Here is a 17370-nt window from a genome sequence, read left to right as displayed (position 1 = left end):
AATAATGAAGAAAATTCTGGGTTCGGTTCTTTTCCTGATCTTGCTCGCTGCCGGTTGGTATATCCACGAAGGCGGCCTGAAAAATCCGCTTAACAGCAGCCAGAGTGCCGACAAAGATACCGTTGCGGTGAATGGTGTCGACACAGGCAACCCCAGCAGCGCCGACGTCAAAACGCCAGCCCCAAGCAATCCGGACGGTTTCGTGCCCAACAAGGACACGCTGAAGTCGATCTTGAGCAACGGTGTTGTACGCGTCAGCGTCGAAAATCCATCGCGGCCGTTTTACTCGGAAGACAACGGCAAGCCGCAAGGCTTCAACGTCGACTTCGCCAATCTGCTGTTCGCCCAGAAAGAGTTCACCTCGGGCGACCATCCGACCATCGCCGTCGACACGCACCACGGCGTGGACACCTATCCGGCAGTCCCCGATCAACTGACGAAAACCGACAAGCAGGGCAACGCGGTCGTCGACGTCGCCATGGACGGCCTGACGTTCCCTGACAACACTCCGAGCGGCGTCGTCTATTCGATTCCCTACGTCGAGGACTTCGGCTATTCGTTGATCGTCGCCAAGGGTTCGCCGGTCCGCTCTGCCTCCGATCTGGCGGGCAAAACGGTCGGCGTGCTGCAGGGCGATCCGGACGTGAAAGCGTATGTCCAGAAAGCGTTCCCGAATAGCAAGATCGTCGAGCTGTCGGATGCGAGCATCGAAGGTCAGCGGTCGTGGATGTCGCACTTCCTGGACGAGCATCAGGTCGACGCCATCGTCTACGACTATCCGTTCGGCGTATCGGAAATCAAGGGCACTGACCTGACCTTCGCTGTCACGAAGCTGGACGGCTCCAACCTCGCGTACAAAATCGGCGTACGCAAGGAAGACAGCGCGCTGCTGATCTACCTGAACTCCGCGATCGCGAAGGTCAAGCAGTCGCCGGCCTATCTGGACCTGTTGCGTAAATACTTCATCAGCGACCAGGTGCTCACCACCGCTGCGACCGGCGGCGAGAAGACCTACGTGGTCCGCTCGGGCGACACGCTGAACGCCATTGCCGCGAGCCAACTGGGAAGCGGAGCGCGATTTGTTGAAGTGCAGAAGCGCAATAACCTGCCGAACCCCAACCTCATCCTTATCGGTCAGCACCTGATCATTCCGGTGCGCTGACGCGGTAGATTTTTCTGCCGGGCCTTCGCGGCCCGGCATGAACAACTCTCCCCGATTGCCAATGTGAGCACGCCGCACGCCGGCTAGCTCTGTCTCGCCGGGTTGCGTGCCCGTGTCTGCCGCCCAAAATCCGCCAGATTTGCATCCGTTTCAACCCCCGCTGCGTAAATCCCCTCAAGGACGCGCAACCCCGCCATACCCAACTAACCGACCGCGCGCCCCTGAAACCAGGAGACGCGCCCATGACCCATTCCGCACCGACCTCACCATTACCGCGCGGCTCGCGGGTCGCGGTTATCGGCGCCGGTATCTCGGGTTTGGCCAGCGCCTATCTGCTGGCGCGCAACCATCAGGTCACGCTGTTTGAGTCGGCAGGCTACGCGGGTGGTCACACCAACACCGTGGACGTCACGCTCGAGGGCCACACGCATCCCGTCGACACGGGCTTCCTGGTTTTCAACGACCGCACCTATCCGAACCTGATCGCGCTGTTCGCCGAACTGGGCGTCGAGTCGCACCCGAGTGAAATGACCTTCTCGGTCTCGCTCGACGAAGGCCGCCTTGAATGGGCCGGCACCAGCCTGAACACCGTGTTCGCGCAACGTCGCAACCTGTTCTCGCCGACCTTCATCGGCATGCTGCGCGACATCATGCGTTTCAACAGCAGTGCGCAAAGCAATCTCGATCTCGCGATGGAAACGCGCGCATCCATGGGTGAACTGCTGACGGCCGGAGGTTATGGCGGCGCGTTCCAGCGTCACTACCTGCTGCCGATGGCCGCGGCGATCTGGTCGAGCGCGACTGCAGACATTCTCGCGTTCCCGGCCACCACGTTCCTGCGCTTTTGTCTGAACCATGCGTTGCTTCAGGTGAACCGCCGGCCGCAGTGGAAAACGGTGGTCGGAGGAGGGCGCGAATATGTACGGCGTATCGTCGACACGCTCGACGACGTGCGCATCGGTACCGCAGTCAAAGGTGTGCGACGCGATGCAGACGGCGTCGATGTCTTCACGGATAGGGGCACGGAACGCTTCGACGCGCTGGTGCTCACCACCCACGCGCCGACCTCGCTGCGTCTGCTGGCAAACGACGCCGATCAGGACGAGCGCAGCGTGCTAAGCGCCGTGCGTTACCAGTCGAACGTCGCGGTGCTGCATACAGATACGAACCTGCTGCCGCGTCGTCAGCGTGTGTGGTCGGCGTGGAATTATCTGGGGAACCGCGCGGTCGACGGCACGCATCCGGTGTGCGTCAGTTATCTGGTCAATCAACTGCAGCCGCTGCCGTTCAGAACGCCGCTCGTCGTCACGCTCAATCCGGTGACGCAGCCGGCGCCGGGCACCGAGTTGCGCCGCTTCGTCTACGACCATCCGTTGTTCGATCTGGCCGCTATCGATGCGCAACACCGTCTGCAGTCGGTGCAAGGCAAGCGCCGTACCTGGTTCGCGGGCGCATGGACGGGCTATGGTTTTCACGAGGACGGTCTGAAGTCGGCACTGCGCGTGGCCGCCGATTTCGGCGCGTCGCCGGCGTGGGCCAAGCTATGAATCCCGCTCGCGTCGAAGCCAACGTTGATCCGGCTGCCTGGCTTTTGACGGGGCAGGTGATGCACGAGCGTCTGCGGCCGAAGCATCATCGCTTCACGTACCCGGTGTTTTGCGTGCGCTGCGATCTGGATCGTCTTGCGTCGCTCGATAGCAGGTGGTTTGGCGTCGATCGCTGGCGGCCGCTCAGCTTGCACCAACGCGATCACGGTCCACGCGACGGTAGCGATCTCGCCACATGGATGCGCGCGCAACTATCGGCGGCGGGTATTGAAGCAGCGGACGGCAAGATCTGGCTGCAAGCGTTTCCGCGTGTGTTCGGTTATGCGTTCAATCCGGTCAGTTTCTGGTTTTGCCACGATATCGATGGTCATCTGCGCGCGCTGCTGGCTGAGGTGCGCAACACCTTTGGTGATCGTCACAGCTATCTGCTGAGCGCTGTGGGCAACGCGCCGATCACAGCTGAAACGGAACTGAAATGGCGAAAAGTGCTACACGTGTCGCCGTTTTGTCGCGTCGAGGGGACCTACGAATTTCGTGTGAGAGAGACGCCAAGCAGCGCGTCGGTCTCGATCGACTACCACGACGCTGACGGTTTGCTGATCCGCACCGCGCTGGGTGGCCGATTAAAACCCTTGACGCGCTCGACAGCGCTTGCCGCGCTGCTCAGTCAGCCGTTGCTGACCGTCGGCGTCGTCGTACGAATTCATTGGCAGGCGTTGCGCCTCGTCATCAAGAAAGCGCCGTTCTACGGCAAACATCCTGCGCCGAGCCGCACCGCTGACGCACCCACCGACCACGCCGCAGCCGGCCAACCATCCGTCGCTGCGCGCCCCATTTCGTCCGATTGAGGAGACTCAGCCATGGCGCTTTCAAGAACCCTAAGCGAGCACCGAACCATCCCCGCGTCAGGCCGTCTATTTCTCTCTCTGCTCGAACGGATTCAGGTTGGGCATCTGGTGCTGATCACGCCCGACGGTCAGCAGCGCGTGTTCGGCGATCCGCATGCGGCACCGGGCGCGCGTCTGGAGCTGCGCGACTGGCGTGCGTGCGGCGCGATTCTGCGCAAAGGCGACATCGGTTTCGCCGACGCATGGCGCACGTTCTGGGTGGACACGCCTGATCTGGCCGCCTTGCTGCGCGTCGCGATTCGCAACGAGCGCGCGCTGCAACGCACGGTCTACGGCGGCTGGCTCGCGCAACTCTGGTACGGGCTGCGTCATAAGCTCAGGCCCAATACGCGTGCGGGCAGCCAGCGCAATATTCACGCGCACTACGATATCGGCAATGCGTTCTACGCGCAGTGGCTGGATCCGACGTTCACCTATTCGAGCGCTATGTTCGATGGCAATTTCTACCAATCGCTCGAAGCCGCACAACATGCGAAGTATCAACGCATCATCGATACGCTCGGTTTGCGCGAAGGCATGCGCATTCTGGAAATCGGCTGCGGGTGGGGCGGTTTTGCGATGCACGCGGCGCGCCAGGGAATCCACGTGTACGGCATCACGATCTCGCAGGCGCAGCTTGAATTCGCCCAAAAGCGTGTGAGCGAAGCAGGCCTGAGTGATCAGGTGCATCTTGAACTACGCGACTACCGCACGCTGACGGGCCAGTATGACAGCATCGTATCGATCGAAATGTTCGAAGCCGTCGGCGAAAAATTTTGGCCGACGTATTTCCGCATCTTGCGCGAGCGTCTCCTGCCCGGCGCACGCGCGCTTGTGCAAACCATCACGATCGACGATTCACACTTCGCCGCCTATCGCGCGACCAGCGACTTCATCCGCGAATTCATTTTTCCGGGCGGCATGTTGCCGAGTCCGCAGCGTTTCATCGAAGCGGCGCGGCGTGGCAAGCTCACGGCACGTACGTCGTTGGCATTCGGACACGACTACGCCGAGACCCTGCGCCGCTGGCGCAGCGCGTTCGAAGCGCAACTCGATACGATCCACACGCAAGGCTTCGATGAGATTTTCGTGCGGACGTGGCGGCTGTATCTGGCCTACTGCGAAGCCGGCTTCGATGAAGCGCGCACGGACGTGATGCAATTCGTGCTCACCTCGGCGGATTGATATGCGTGCGCTCGCGGCGAATTCGGTGAGCGGACCCGGCTCGCGGAGGCCCTCCGGCGATCCTCTGTACAATTGGCCGATCGTCAACATCGTTTCAGCCCCACCGAATTCATGGCCATTACCTACAAGACTCCTGACGACATCGCCAAGCTGCGCATTTCCGGCCGCCTCGCGGCCGACGTGCTGGCGATGATCGGCGAGCACGTCAAGGCCGGTGTCTCCACCGACGAGCTCGACGCACTGTGCAACGACTACATTGTCAACACACAAAAGTCGATTCCGGCAAATGTTGGCTATTTGGGTTTTCCGAAGACGGTTTGCACGTCCGTCAACCAGGTGGTGTGCCACGGCATTCCCAACCGCAGCGAAATCCTGAAAGACGGCGACATCATCAATATCGACGTCGCGATCATCAAAGACGGCTATTTCGGCGACACGAGCCGCATGTATTGCGTCGGCCAGCCGAGCACGGTGGCGCGCCAACTGATCGACACGACCTATGAAGCGATGCTGGCCGGCATTCGCGAGGTCAAGCCAGGCGCCACGCTCGGCGACGTCGGCTACGCGATCCAGAAGATCGCGCAGCGCGACGGTTTCTCGATCGTGCGCGACTATTGTGGGCATGGCATCGGCAAGGTTTATCACGAAGACCCGCAAGTGCTGCACTACGGTCAGCCGGGGCAGGGCGTGCGTCTGAAGCCGGGTATGGTCTTCACGATCGAACCGATGATCAACGCGGGCCGCGCCAGCACCGCGGTGCAGCGTGACGGCTGGACCGTGGTCACCAAAGACCGTTCGCTGTCGGCGCAATGGGAGCATATGATCGCCGTGACCGAAGAGGGCTACGAGCTGCTGACGCCATGGCCGGACGGCACCGGCAATTACGAAGCGCCTTGAACGCAGTGACCAGCGCGCCTGACGAACCGGCTATCCGGACGGTGGGCGTGCGAATTGCTGCGCAGCGGGCGCGCGGCGCCTGCACCAGGAACCGCCGCTGCAGTTCGATCCGGCAAATAAGGATTTGACTCGCGCGCCGGTTCGGTTAAAGCTATGCCTTAGGGTTTCAAGGGGTTTTCGTCTGCATGAGTCCGTCATTGACCGTTCGCCGTATCGCCGCTGATCAGGGCGCTGTTTTCCGCGAACTCCGTACTGCGTCGCTGCGGGAGGCACCCTATGCCTTCGGCGAGACGCTAGAGGACGCGTTGTCGGCGGATGCCGCCACCTTCGACGCCACCGCTGCTGAACACGCTGTTTCGTTTATCTTCACCAGTTTCATCCTCTATACCGAGGGCCATCCGGCAGGACTCATCGAAGCCTATTTCGACGACTCCGAGGCGCGCCGCGCGTTCGTCTGCGAGTTGTGGGTGGCGCCGGCCGTGCGTCATCTGCGAGGCGGCGAGTTGCTGGTCGACACCGCCAGCGCCTGGCTCGCCGGCGAAGGCGCCATGGAAATCTACGCGTGGGTCGCCGACGCCAACCGCAATGCGATGCGCTTTTACGAGGCGCTCGGCTTCGGTCCCACCGGCGAGCATCGCCGCGTCGCGCGTGCGCCCGAGCAGGCAGAAAGCCTGCTGGTGCGGCACGTGCCGACCACATCGCAGGTATTTCAGCAGTGATCTCGCGAGCGGCGCGTCAGCCTGCCGCTCACATCCCATCCGCGTCGCTACAGCGTTCATGGCCAAATGACCGGCCTGGACGCGGCCTGTATGGCCGAGACGTGGCTACGTCATGGGTATTCAGGCCGCCGTGCTGCGTTCTGTCGGCAAAAAAACTCGCTCCCCGCCTGGACGCCTGTAAAATACGCAAAATTTTTTGCCGAACGCTATGTCGCCCAAGAAATCGCCCTTTTTCGAACTCCGCAGCGGCTCTGTCGACACGCTCCTGTTCGTGGTCAAGACAACCGACCTCGACGCGATGCGTGCCGAACTGACCCGGCGCTTCGAGGCGACCCCCGAATTTTTCGCTAACGACGTCGTCGCGATCGACGTGCGCCGGCTCGCCGAGACCGAACGCGTGCCGCTCGCCGACATCGCGCAACTGCTCGACAGCGTGCGCATGCGCCCGGTCGGCGTGGTGGCCAATGCGCAGCAGGCGTGGGCGGCGGAATCCGCGCTGCCCTTGCTCGAAGCGCGCGACCGTCGCGGCGCGTCCGCTAAATCCGCTGACGAAGAAGTCGCCAATGTGCCCGCTACGGCACCGGCTGCCACCGCAGCAACGGCCACGCCGCCGGCCGATCTGTTTTCGGCGGTAGAGGGCACGCCGGCTACGGCCGCCGCGGTCGACCCCGCGCCGGCCGCCGAACCCGTGCGCCTTGCCACCTCGTCGCAAACCATGGTGGTCGACAAGCCGTTGCGCTCGGGCCAGCGCATCTACGCAAAGGGCGATCTGGTCGTACTCGGTCTGGTGAGCTACGGCGCGGAAGTGATCGCGGAAGGCAACATCCATATTTACGCGCCGCTGCGCGGCCGGGCGTTGGCCGGCGTGCAGGGCAATCACGACGCGCGCATTTTCTGCACGTGTCTCGAGCCGGAACTCATCTCGATCGCGGGCATCTATCGTACGACCGAGAACCCGCTGCCGGCCGACGTGCTCGGCAAGCCGGTGCAGATCTGGCTCGAAGAAGAAAAACTGATGATCGAACCGTTGCGGCTCACCTGATCGGCGTGAGGCGCGCGCTGCCCTGAACGTACACGGCACGCGGCGCTTTACGGCAAATATGGCCGCACATAATTGATGAATTTGACGAACACAAGGTAAGGGTAATGGCAAAAATCATTGTGGTGACTTCGGGCAAGGGTGGCGTGGGCAAGACGACCACGAGCGCGAGTTTTGCATCGGCCCTCGCATTGCGTGGCAGCAAAACCGCCGTGATCGACTTCGACGTCGGCCTGCGTAACCTCGACCTCATCATGGGCTGCGAGCGCCGTGTGGTGTACGACCTGATCAACGTGATCCAGGGCGAAGCCAACCTGAACCAGGCGCTGATCAAGGACAAGAAGTGCGAGAACCTGTTCATCCTGCCGGCCTCGCAGACGCGTGACAAGGACGCGCTGACGCTGGAAGGCGTCGAGAAGATCATCAACGACCTGATCGCGATGGACTTCGAATACATCGTCTGCGATTCGCCGGCGGGTATCGAATCGGGCGCGCTGCTCGCCATGCACTTCGCCGACGAAGCGCTGATCGTGACCAATCCCGAAGTCTCCTCGGTCCGTGACTCGGACCGTATCCTCGGCATTCTGTCGTCGAAGACCAAGCGCGCAATCGAAAGCAAGGAGCCGATCAAGGAACACCTGCTGATCACCCGCTACAACCCGAAGCGCGTGAGCGAAGGCGAAATGCTGTCGCTGACCGACATCCAGGAAATTCTGCGCATCGATCTGATCGGCGTGATTCCGGAATCGGAAGCGGTGCTGCATGCGTCGAACCAGGGGCTGCCGGCTGTGCACCTCGACGGTACCGACGTCGCTGAAGCCTATAAAGATGTCGTGTCGCGTTTCCTCGGCGAGCAGAAATCGCTTCGCTTTACCGATTACCAGAAGCCAGGGCTGCTGCAGCGCCTCTTCGGCACCAAGTAAGGGGAGCGCACGTAATGTCGATTCTTTCGTTTTTGCTGGGCGAGAAGAAGAAATCCGCGTCGGTAGCGAAGGAACGCCTGCAGTTGATCATCGCGCATGAGCGCGCCGGCGGCCATGCGCCTGCCGATTATCTGCCTGCGTTGCAACGCGAACTGGTGGCCGTGATTTCAAAGTACGTGAAAATCTCCGATGACGATATTCGTGTGAGCCTGGAACGTCAGGACGATCTCGAAGTGCTCGAGGTCAAGATCGAAATACCGCAGGTGGGTTCCGCGTAACGTGTTGCGCGCTCTGTTTCGTTCCGTCGATGTGACGTGACGAGGTGGGGCGCGTAAGCGGTGTTGTTGTCTCCTCCCGCCGTTTCTCCTCCGCCGTTTTTCTCGCCGTCGTCCCCGCTAATTCTGTGTTCATGTGCGCTCGCACAGGTCTTCTCACACGTGCTTTCCGCGCGGCGAAATAATCCGTTGCACTTCGGAGTGTGCCGTTACACGCCCACAGTCAGCGCTTTCGTCCCCTCGCGCATTAAACGGATAACGCCGCATTCGGTGTCCATCCAAAGAGGGAAAACATGAACAAGACCTTTCGCTTGCTGATCGCTAACGCTGTTCTGATCGCTGCTGGTGCATCTGCTGTGGCCTCCGCTTCGGCCGAGGAAGTCGTCGTGATCGCGCCGTCCGCACCGCCGGCCGTGCGTTATGAAGCCGTGCCGGCACCGCGTGTCGGCTACGTGTGGGATCACGGTCATTGGCGTTGGGATCACGGCCGCTATGTGTGGGACGCGGGCCACTGGCAGGCCGAGCGCGTCGGCTACCACTGGGTGCCGGGCCACTGGGTCGAACACGGTCCGAACTATCGCTGGGTCCAAGGCCACTGGGCGTAAGTCCACCGGCAACAACCGCGTGCGGCACAGCGGAATCGACACCGCTCGTGCCGCTCCCTCCAGTTTGACGACACAGGCGCCGCTCGTGCGTCCGGCGTAGCGCATGCCCGTGTTTCTGAGGAACACGTGATGAAAAAGAATCTGTTTCTGATCGCCGTTCTGGCGGTCATGCTGGCCGGTTGCGTCGTAGTGCCGGCACGGCCGGTTTATATGCGCGCGCCGGCGGTTGTTGTTTACTGACGCGGGGCGCCGTCTTCAGCAGGCGCCTCACCCGTGATCTCATCGACGGCCGCTGGTTCGGGCACGTCGACTTCGGGGACTTCCGGCACCGGCGCGGGTGCCGGCTGCGGTAGCGGCGCCATATAGCGCTGAGCCAGCGATTCATACAGCGGTGGAGCGAAGAGACGCGCCACGCGGCTTGCGATCAACGCGGTGGCCATCAGCGAAATCACCAGCGCATGACCATCGATCATCTCCATCACGATCACGAACGACGTAATCGGTGATTGCGTGACGGCGGCCAGATAGCCGACCATCGCGAGGGCGATCAGCATCGGCAATTGCATCGAGCCGAACACCATGTGCAGCAGATTGCCGAAGCCCGCGCCGATCGACAGCGACGGTGCGAAGATGCCGCCCGGAATGCCCGGCAGGTACGAGCCGACCATCGAGATCATCTTCAGAAACGGATAGAACAGGGACAAGTGCTCGTGCCCGTCGAGCAGGCCACGCGCTTCCGCATAGCCGCTGCCGAAGGTCGTGCCGCCGGAGATGAGGCCGACTACCGCGATCACGAAACCGCACAACGCGGCGAACGCGACCGGCCGCTCGCCGTGCAACTGACGCAGCGGCGCCGGAATCCAGCGCGCGGTGTTCAGCAGCAGCCAGCCGAACACGCCGCCCGCAATACCGGTGACGATTGCCGTGAGCACGACGGCCACCGCCAGCAGATCGGGGAAGTGCGCGCCGATCTGGATGGTGCCGAAATAGGTGTAGTTGCCGTTCAGCCCCAGCGCGATCACCCCGGCGATGATGATTGCCGTAATCAGCACGCCGCTCGCGCGGGCCTCGAAGCTGCGCGTGAGTTCCTCGATCGCGAACACGATCCCCGCCAGCGGCGTATTGAACGCCGCGGACAAACCCGCCGCCGCGCCCGCCAGCACCAACTGCCGTTCGATCTGCGCGTTCGAGCGTGGATACAGCCGTCGCAGATTGAACATCAGCGCTGCGCCGACCTGCACGGTCGGCCCTTCGCGCCCGATCGTAAAGCCGCCGAGAATCGCCAGAAACGACACCGCGATCTTGCCGACCAGGATCCGGAACGACAACAGCCGTGTGCCGTATTCGCCGGGCTTGGCATGCAGGGTGGCGATGACTTGTGGAATGCCGCTGCCTTCGGCGCCGCGGAAGAACGTGCGCGTGAGCCAGACCGCGAGCGCCGCGACCGCGGGCGTGACGATCAGCGGCGCCCACACGTGGTGCTGCTGCATGGTGCGGAATTCGCCGTAGCCCCAATCGATCAGCCTGGCGTACAGCACCGCCACGAGGCCGACCGCGATCGCGCCGAGCCAGAAGATGCCGTATTGACGCCACAGGCGTCTCGCGCGACGCACGATGCCGGAAGAGAGGGGAGGAAATGCCCGGGACATGAGGATGTGCTGGCGCAAAGGGTGAATTATAAAGCGCGCCCTATCGCTTCAACCGTATGAAAGTTTTTTGAAATGTAGTAAAAGGGCTGTTCGTAAGGTGCGCAGTGTAACGCCCTGTATTAATGCCGGGACGGCGCACTGGAGCGTTCGGCGATGGTTATTCCAATCGTCAGCTAAAATGTTTTGATGTTCGAACAATTAATAGGTCCTCAATGAAGCGAGTCCTTATCGTCAAGGTCACTTCGCTCGGCGATATTGTGGAGGCGTTGCCAGTCGTCGCCGATATCAAACGCGCGTATCCCGGCGTAGAAGTCGACTGGGCGGCCGACGAAGCATTCGCCGAAGTGGTGCATTGGAGCCAGAGTGTGGACCGCGTGCTTTGCGCACCGTTGCGACGCTTCAAGAAGGCGCGTAGCTGGGGCGATTTCAAGGCAATCTGGGCGTCGATCGCCGAATTGCGCGCCTACCGCTACGACTTCATCATCGACATTCACGGCGTGTACAAGAGCGCGATCATCGCGTTTCTGGCGCGTTCGTCGAAGCGTATTGGCTACCAGTCCAAGGATCTGGGCGAACGGGGCGCCGCATTTGCTTATACGGGGCGTTTCGGCCCGCGTCCGCAGTGCGATGCGTGGCATGGCATGCGCATCAGCGCGAGCGAGGCGCTGGGCTATGAGGTTGAAGGCCCGCCTGTCTACAATCTGCGTCTGCCCGAGCCGGCCACCGCACTGTTCGCGGCTGACGGCAGGCCGGTCGCGGCGCTGTTTCACGCCACCTCCAAAGACGACAAGAAGTGGCCGGTGCCCCATTGGGTCGCAGTCGGCCGCGAGTTGGCGCAGCGCGGTTTTCACGTGGTGCTGCCGTGGGGCTCGGAACGCGAGCGCACGGAGGCGGAGCAGATTGCGTCGCAGGTGCCGGGCTCGACCGTCCTGCCGAAGCTGAACGTGACCGAAATCGCGCAGATGATCGACGCGTGCGCGCTGGTAGTCGGTACCGATACGGGTTTCGTTCACGTGGCGCATGGCTTGCAGAAGCGCACGGTCATGATTTTTGTGGCGACTTCGCCATCGCATTTCGGCATCCAGGCGCCGTTCCGCTCGATTTCGATCGGCGACGGCCACTCAGTGCCGTCGATCGCCGAGGCACTGGAGGCGATCGATTACGTGCATGGCGACGTACACAGCGAGCCACGCGTCGCAGCCATGCAGCACGGATCGGCCGCAGCCTGAGCGCAGCTTTGCAGCGCTTTCGCGCAATCGTTTGGCTAAAAGAAAAGAGGCGCGACGCGCAGTCGCCCAATCAAACGAGCGCTGCCACGGAACGCCTCCGAAAAACGCCCGCGTCGGGGAACTACGGGCGGAGAGGAATCACTGCAATGAACAAACTGACTCAAGCGCTGAGCGGCGACGTCGAGTAGCCGACTCAGTTCTACAGAGACCGCCGGCCGGCGGTCGAGTTCAATGGCGCATTCATCAAGACATGCCGTGCGTGCGCCGGCAGATTCGTGTGCCGCTCATTGGCGTCTCGCCGGTGGCTACTCGCGGCCGCTCGCAGCGTTTGAATAAGCGCCGCGCATTACATACCTGTTAAATCTGTCGCTTTTCGTTGAGTGCCTAATTGGCTACACGTGCGCGCTTTTGCGTGGCTATTGGCTCAGCCATGGCGCATGGAAACGCGTACCCAATGCCTATGATCGGCGCCCCGACTCGCGCACCCGCCACGGGCAGGACTTGCGCGGTTTGTACATGTTCAAAGCAGTATAGGCGGTGTTTTTGTCTGATGTGTGTCTGTCGTCGTCGCGCTTCGGGTGCCGTGGGTTTCGGGGTCCGAAGGTGTAACACCTCAGTGATTTTCCCTTACAAATCGCAACGTTCGCGCGAGGCAGGGTCGTGTTCAATCGAGTCATTCGGGGTTTCGGCTCGAATGAATCTGACTCGAAGGAGAACAATATGAAACGCTTAGTCCTGACCCTGATCGCCGGCACACTACTCGCAACGGCGCTCGGCGGCTGCATCGTTGCACCGGCGCCTGGGTATTACTACGGTGGCGGAGGCTATTACCATCACGGCGGGTACTACTACCGGTAATGGCTAGCGGCGCGCGTTCGGCTTGAACGCAGCGCGAGGCGCTGACGGCTGCCGCTTGCCTGCATAGGCACGGGCAGCCGCTCAACCGCTTCTTCGGATCAGGTCAGACCGCTTTCGTCAGCCGCGCCCAACCGGGTATCGCGGCTTTCGCCCGCTCAGGCGAGCAGCATTTCGAAAGCGATCACCGCAGTGATGGCAGCCGCGTTCGCGGCCAATGCTTCCACGACAATGCCTTTCCACGTCGCGGGACGAAAGCGCAAAGCCAGCAGCAGCGAGCATAGCAATGCCAGCGCGATGATCATCACGATGTCCGCGTTGTGAAGATGAATACTCATCAGAGCCTCCCTGCTTGCCTTAGGGTTATTGGAATCGAGTATAGGCAAGTCAAAAAGACGCGCAAGGCAGGGGATTTACCAGCGCGTCTTTACCCTGATTACACCAGCTGCGAATCGCGGGTTTCGCGCATGCACAGCACACCGATCATGCTGACGGCCGCCGCAATCGAAACGTAAGCACCTACCCATGGCAGCCCGCCGTGCGCGGCCAGCACCTGCGCGATATACGGTGCGACTGACGCACCGAGAATCCCGCCGAGGTTATACGACACGCCTGCGCCGGTATAACGCACGTTGGTCGGAAACAGCTCCGGCAGCAGCGCGCCCATCGGTGCGAAGGTCACGCCCATCAGGAACAGTTCGATCACGAGGAACAGCAGCACCAGCGGCGTCTGACCACTGCCGAGCAACGGCGCCATCGTGAAGCCGGAGAGGATCGCAGCGATGATGCCGACGATCAGCACCGGCTTGCGGCCATAACGATCGCTCGCCCAGGCCGACAGCGGCGTGGCGAGCGCCATGAACACGACCGCGATGCACAGCATGCCGAGGAACGTCGGCCGCGGAATATGCAGGACCGACACGCCGTACGACAGCGAAAACGTCGTGGCGTTGTAGAACAGCGTGTAGCAGACCACCATTGCCAGCGCGCCGAGCAGGGTCGGCAGCCCGTGCTGCGAAAACAGCGTGGCGATTGGCACCTTCACGCGTTCCTTGCGTTCGATGGCCGCCTGGAAGGCCGGCGTTTCGGCGATCTTCAAGCGCACATACAAGCCGAGCGCGACCAGCACCGCGCTGACGAGGAACGGCACGCGCCAGCCCCAGCTGCGGAATTGCTCGTCGCTCAAAGACAAGGCCAACGCGAAGAACAGACCGTTGGATGCCAGAAAACCGATCGACGGTCCCAGTTGCGGGAACATCCCGAACCAGCCGCGTTTGCCGGCCGGCGCGTTCTCGGTGGCGAGCAGCGCCGCGCCGCCCCATTCGCCGCCAAGGCCGATACCCTGGCCGAAGCGCAGCACGCACAGCAGGATCGGCGCGAGGCTGCCGATCGAGTCGTAGCCGGGCACGAAACCGATCAGCGTGGTCGACACACCCATCACCAGCAGCGAAGCCACCAGCGTCGATTTACGGCCGATCCGGTCGCCGAAGTGGCCGAACAGGAACGAGCCGATCGGCCGCGCGACGAAGGCGATACCGAAGGTAACGAAAGCCGACAACGCCTGGGCGGTCGCCGAGCCATGCGGGAAAAACACCGGTCCGATGACGAGCGCCGCAGCGGTCGCATAGACATAGAAATCGTAGAACTCGATCGCGGTGCCGATAAAGCTCGCGAAGATGATCCGCGCGCTGCTGGTCTGCCCGGCCGCATTGGGCTGGGCCGCGGAAATCGGCGAAGTGGACATGCAGGGTCTCCTTATGTCGTGATGCCGTCGGGCGCCGTACTTCGATGGGCGGGCGGCGCGTGGTCAGGCGGCATCTTTGTTTAAGTTCGTGCGCATCGCGCGTCTTGCTGGCGGTTGAAGCCTTCTTCGGCACGGACGATGAAGCGACAGCTTACAACGGCGGACGCCAGCCGTCAGCCGTCAACGCTCGCGCGCGAAAGCGGCCATGCCGGGGGAACAGGCAGGTGAGGGGGGAGGCGTTGCGTTCAGTCGATGGTCTGCGCTTGCGGCGAGGCGAATTCGCGCAGCTGGAATTTGCCGTTGTCGTTGAACAGCCAGTCTTCGAACAGTTCGAGCTGGCCATGGCCGTTGAGCAATTTGCCGGGCGGTTGCGGCAGCGGCGAGGCGCGCCGCAAGGAGGCGAGCGCGGTGCTTTCGGCTTCGTCGTCGCCATTGGTGCGATACACCGACGACTGCAGCACCCGGCCATCGCGATCCACCGTGAACGACACCACCACCAGCGAGCGCAGCATCGCTTGCGGCGTGCCGCGCAACACATAGGAAGGGCTGCGTTCGACGATGCGTTGCGCGACCGCGCTGCGGTACTGGTCGAGCGTCGCACTGTTGACGGCCGCCGGCGGCGTGATGACAAGCGGGCGATCAGGTGGCGTGATCGTGCAGCCCGCGAGTGCTGCGAGCGCCAAAAGCGAAGCCGTTGTCAACGCGGAAGCCGCGCGATGCGCAGGCGAAAAGGATGCGCTCACGCGTGAAGCGAAGCGTCCAGTCAAGCGGGGAAGGTGACGTGTGCAGGTGGACATCGTCGAGGTAAGCACTGTGACAGGATCTAACTTGATGGTAGTCAAAAAACGCCAGGATGCAATTGTCGTTGACCCGCTCCTTTACGATTCGACCGCTTGTAATAGGCTGAAATATGGCCGGATTTCTCTTCGGCCAAAACACGCCTACACTTCGATGGCCTCTTTCGAGAGGCATCGGTGGAAGTCTTTCATTTAGCCCGCTTCGCGCGGGCTTTCTTTTTTGCGCGACGCTTCGCGCAATCAATCCAGCCGCGAAAATAAAAAGGCGAACTCGTTGGTGAGTTCGCCTTTTGTTTTCATGCTGCTTCGTGCTTGCGGTGATGCCAATGCAAGCCGTCATGCACGCATTGGCTCGACGCGCACGTGCGCGCCGGGCCTTACCTTACTTCAACGCTTCCCGCGCAGCCTTGACCGCCGCGAGCACTTGCTCAGGCGCGGTACCGCCCGGATGGTTGCGGCTCGCCACCGAACCTTCGAGCGTCAGATACGAGAACACGTCTTCGCCGATCAGATGCGCGACGTTCGGTAGTTCCTTACGCATTTCTTCCAGCGTCAGGTCGGCCAGATCGCAGCCGCGATCGGCACACACGCGAACTGCCAGCGCCACCGCTTCGTGCGCGTCGCGGAACGGCAGGCCGCGCTTGACGAGGTAGTCGGCGAGATCGGTTGCCGTGGAGAAACCTTGCAATGCGGCGTCGCGCATGGCTTGCGGCTTCACCGAGATGCCGGCGACCATTTCTGCGAAGATGCGCAGCGTGTCCGCGACCGTATCAACGGTGTCGAACAGCGGTTCCTTGTCTTCCTGATTGTCCTTGTTGTACGCGAGCGGCTGGCCCTTCATCAACGTGAGTAGCGCGATCAGATGGCCGTTCACGCGGCCCGTCTTGCCGCGCGCGAGTTCAGGCACGTCCGGGTTCTTCTTCTGCGGCATGATCGACGAACCGGTGCAGAAACGGTCGGCCAGATCGATGAAGCCGACGCGCGGGCTCATCCACAGCACGAGTTCTTCCGAGAAGCGCGACACGTGCGTCATGATCAATGCCGACGCTGCCGTGAACTCGATCGCGAAGTCACGATCGGACACCGCGTCCAGCGAGTTCGCGCAGATGCCGTCGAAGCCGAGCGTTTTCGCCACGGCATGACGGTCGATCGGATAGCTGGTGCCGGCGAGAGCAGCTGCGCCGAGCGGCAGGCGATTCACGCGCTTGCGGCAATCGACCATGCGTTCGGCGTCGCGCGAAAACATTTCGACGTAGGCGAGCAGGTGATGGCCGAACGTGACCGGCTGCGCGACTTGCAGGTGCGTGAAGCCCGGCATGATGGTCGACGCGTTCTTCTCCGCCATGTCGAGCAGGGCCGTGCGCAATTCCGTCAGCAGGCCGCCGATGCGGTCGATTTCGCCGCGCAGCCACAGGCGGATATCCGTCGCCACCTGGTCGTTACGCGAGCGGCCCGTGTGCAGGCGCTTGCCGGCGTCGCCGATCAGCGCGGTCAGGCGCGCTTCGATGTTCAGGTGGACGTCTTCCAGATCGAGTTGCCACTCGAACTCGCCTCGCTCAATCTCGCCCTTGATCTGCGCCATGCCGCGTTGGATCGCGGCGAGGTCGTCGGCGGCGATGATCTTCTGCGCGGCCAGCATCGAGGCGTGCGCGAGCGACCCTTCGATATCGACGAGCGCCAGACGCTTGTCGAAGAAAACCGACGACGTGTAGCGTTTGACGAGCTCCGACATCGGCTCCGAGAAGCGAGCCGACCAGGCTTCGCCTTTTTTGTGCAGTTGGGACGTCATGGTGTTGGGCAGTTAAGCGGCAGTTGAGCGGCAGTTGAGCGAGCGGTGAAGAAGGCTGACGGCGTTTG

The 17370-nt window shown here is 62.1% G+C and carries 17 protein-coding genes; 12 read left to right on the top strand and 5 right to left on the bottom strand.

The window, feature by feature from the left end; genetic code table 11:
* Positions 1-4 precede the first annotated feature (4 nt).
* The 10 genes from M0D66_RS33275 (at position 5) to M0D66_RS33230 (ending at position 9239) form a co-directional block, all read left to right on the top strand.
* The gene (locus M0D66_RS33275; RefSeq protein WP_266212599.1) at positions 5-1162 is read left to right on the top strand and encodes a transporter substrate-binding domain-containing protein; all 1158 of its coding nucleotides are present in this window, start codon (positions 5-7) and stop codon (positions 1160-1162) included.
* A 242-nt stretch (positions 1163-1404) separates the two neighbouring features.
* On the top strand, positions 1405-2709 hold the full coding sequence (locus M0D66_RS33270) for an NAD(P)/FAD-dependent oxidoreductase (protein ID WP_266212598.1): 1305 nt from the start codon (positions 1405-1407) through the stop codon (positions 2707-2709).
* The gene (locus M0D66_RS33265) at positions 2706-3557 is read left to right on the top strand and encodes a DUF1365 domain-containing protein (protein ID WP_266212597.1); all 852 of its coding nucleotides are present in this window, start codon (positions 2706-2708) and stop codon (positions 3555-3557) included. Before M0D66_RS33270 ends, M0D66_RS33265 begins: the two co-directional genes overlap by 4 nt.
* Positions 3558-3569: 12 nt before the next feature.
* On the top strand, positions 3570-4781 hold the full coding sequence (locus M0D66_RS33260) for a cyclopropane-fatty-acyl-phospholipid synthase family protein (protein WP_266212596.1): 1212 nt from the start codon (positions 3570-3572) through the stop codon (positions 4779-4781).
* 111 nt (positions 4782-4892) lie between these two features.
* Complete coding sequence (map, locus tag M0D66_RS33255) at positions 4893-5678, top strand: type I methionyl aminopeptidase (RefSeq protein WP_093643903.1); 786 nt, start codon at positions 4893-4895, stop codon at positions 5676-5678.
* A gap of 185 nt (positions 5679-5863) precedes the next feature.
* Positions 5864-6397 carry a GNAT family N-acetyltransferase gene (locus M0D66_RS33250; RefSeq protein ID WP_093643901.1) on the top strand — a complete coding sequence of 178 codons (534 nt, stop codon included), beginning with the start codon at positions 5864-5866 and terminating at the stop codon, positions 6395-6397.
* Between the two features lie 208 nt (positions 6398-6605).
* Positions 6606-7439, top strand: a complete 834-nt coding sequence (gene minC / locus M0D66_RS33245; RefSeq protein ID WP_211705785.1) for a septum site-determining protein MinC — start codon at positions 6606-6608, stop codon at positions 7437-7439.
* Positions 7440-7543: 104 nt separating this feature from the next.
* The gene (gene minD, locus M0D66_RS33240; protein WP_054035077.1) at positions 7544-8359 is read left to right on the top strand and encodes a septum site-determining protein MinD; all 816 of its coding nucleotides are present in this window, start codon (positions 7544-7546) and stop codon (positions 8357-8359) included.
* A 14-nt stretch (positions 8360-8373) separates the two neighbouring features.
* Positions 8374-8637 carry a cell division topological specificity factor MinE gene (gene minE / locus M0D66_RS33235; protein ID WP_054035076.1) on the top strand — a complete coding sequence of 88 codons (264 nt, stop codon included), beginning with the start codon at positions 8374-8376 and terminating at the stop codon, positions 8635-8637.
* 290 nt (positions 8638-8927) lie between these two features.
* A complete protein-coding gene (locus M0D66_RS33230) occupies positions 8928-9239 on the top strand; it encodes a YXWGXW repeat-containing protein (RefSeq protein WP_093643897.1) in 312 nt (103 codons plus the stop codon).
* 233 nt (positions 9240-9472) lie between these two features.
* Here the strand turns inward: M0D66_RS33230 and M0D66_RS33225 are convergent, their stop codons facing one another.
* Positions 9473-10888, bottom strand: a complete 1416-nt coding sequence (locus M0D66_RS33225; protein WP_266212595.1) for a chloride channel protein — start codon at positions 10886-10888, stop codon at positions 9473-9475.
* 212 nt (positions 10889-11100) lie between these two features.
* Here M0D66_RS33225 and waaC point away from each other — a divergent pair, with 212 nt between their 5' ends.
* Both waaC and M0D66_RS33215 read left to right on the top strand, forming a co-directional pair.
* The gene (waaC, locus tag M0D66_RS33220; protein ID WP_266212594.1) at positions 11101-12117 is read left to right on the top strand and encodes a lipopolysaccharide heptosyltransferase I; all 1017 of its coding nucleotides are present in this window, start codon (positions 11101-11103) and stop codon (positions 12115-12117) included.
* A gap of 720 nt (positions 12118-12837) precedes the next feature.
* The gene (locus M0D66_RS33215) at positions 12838-12975 is read left to right on the top strand and encodes a hypothetical protein (RefSeq protein ID WP_172737638.1); all 138 of its coding nucleotides are present in this window, start codon (positions 12838-12840) and stop codon (positions 12973-12975) included.
* A gap of 155 nt (positions 12976-13130) precedes the next feature.
* Here the strand turns inward: M0D66_RS33215 and M0D66_RS33210 are convergent, their stop codons facing one another.
* The 4 genes from M0D66_RS33210 to argH form a co-directional block, all read right to left on the bottom strand.
* Entirely contained in the window at positions 13131-13310 is a 180-nt protein-coding gene (locus tag M0D66_RS33210) for a hypothetical protein (protein ID WP_093643889.1), read from the bottom strand.
* Positions 13311-13408: 98 nt separating this feature from the next.
* The gene (locus M0D66_RS33205) at positions 13409-14716 is read right to left on the bottom strand and encodes an MFS transporter (protein WP_266212593.1); all 1308 of its coding nucleotides are present in this window, start codon (positions 14714-14716) and stop codon (positions 13409-13411) included.
* 245 nt (positions 14717-14961) lie between these two features.
* Entirely contained in the window at positions 14962-15513 is a 552-nt protein-coding gene (locus M0D66_RS33200) for an energy transducer TonB (RefSeq protein ID WP_266212592.1), read from the bottom strand.
* A 382-nt stretch (positions 15514-15895) separates the two neighbouring features.
* Complete coding sequence (gene argH, locus M0D66_RS33195) at positions 15896-17302, bottom strand: argininosuccinate lyase (RefSeq protein ID WP_175052721.1); 1407 nt, start codon at positions 17300-17302, stop codon at positions 15896-15898.
* Between the last annotated feature and the right edge of the window lie 68 nt (positions 17303-17370).

It is taken from the genome of Paraburkholderia sp. SECH2, from assembly GCF_030464795.1.
Taxonomy (GTDB): domain Bacteria; phylum Pseudomonadota; class Gammaproteobacteria; order Burkholderiales; family Burkholderiaceae; genus Paraburkholderia; species Paraburkholderia aspalathi.
Note: the sequence above shows the minus strand (reverse complement) of the source record. Positions and strands in the feature narration are given on the sequence as shown.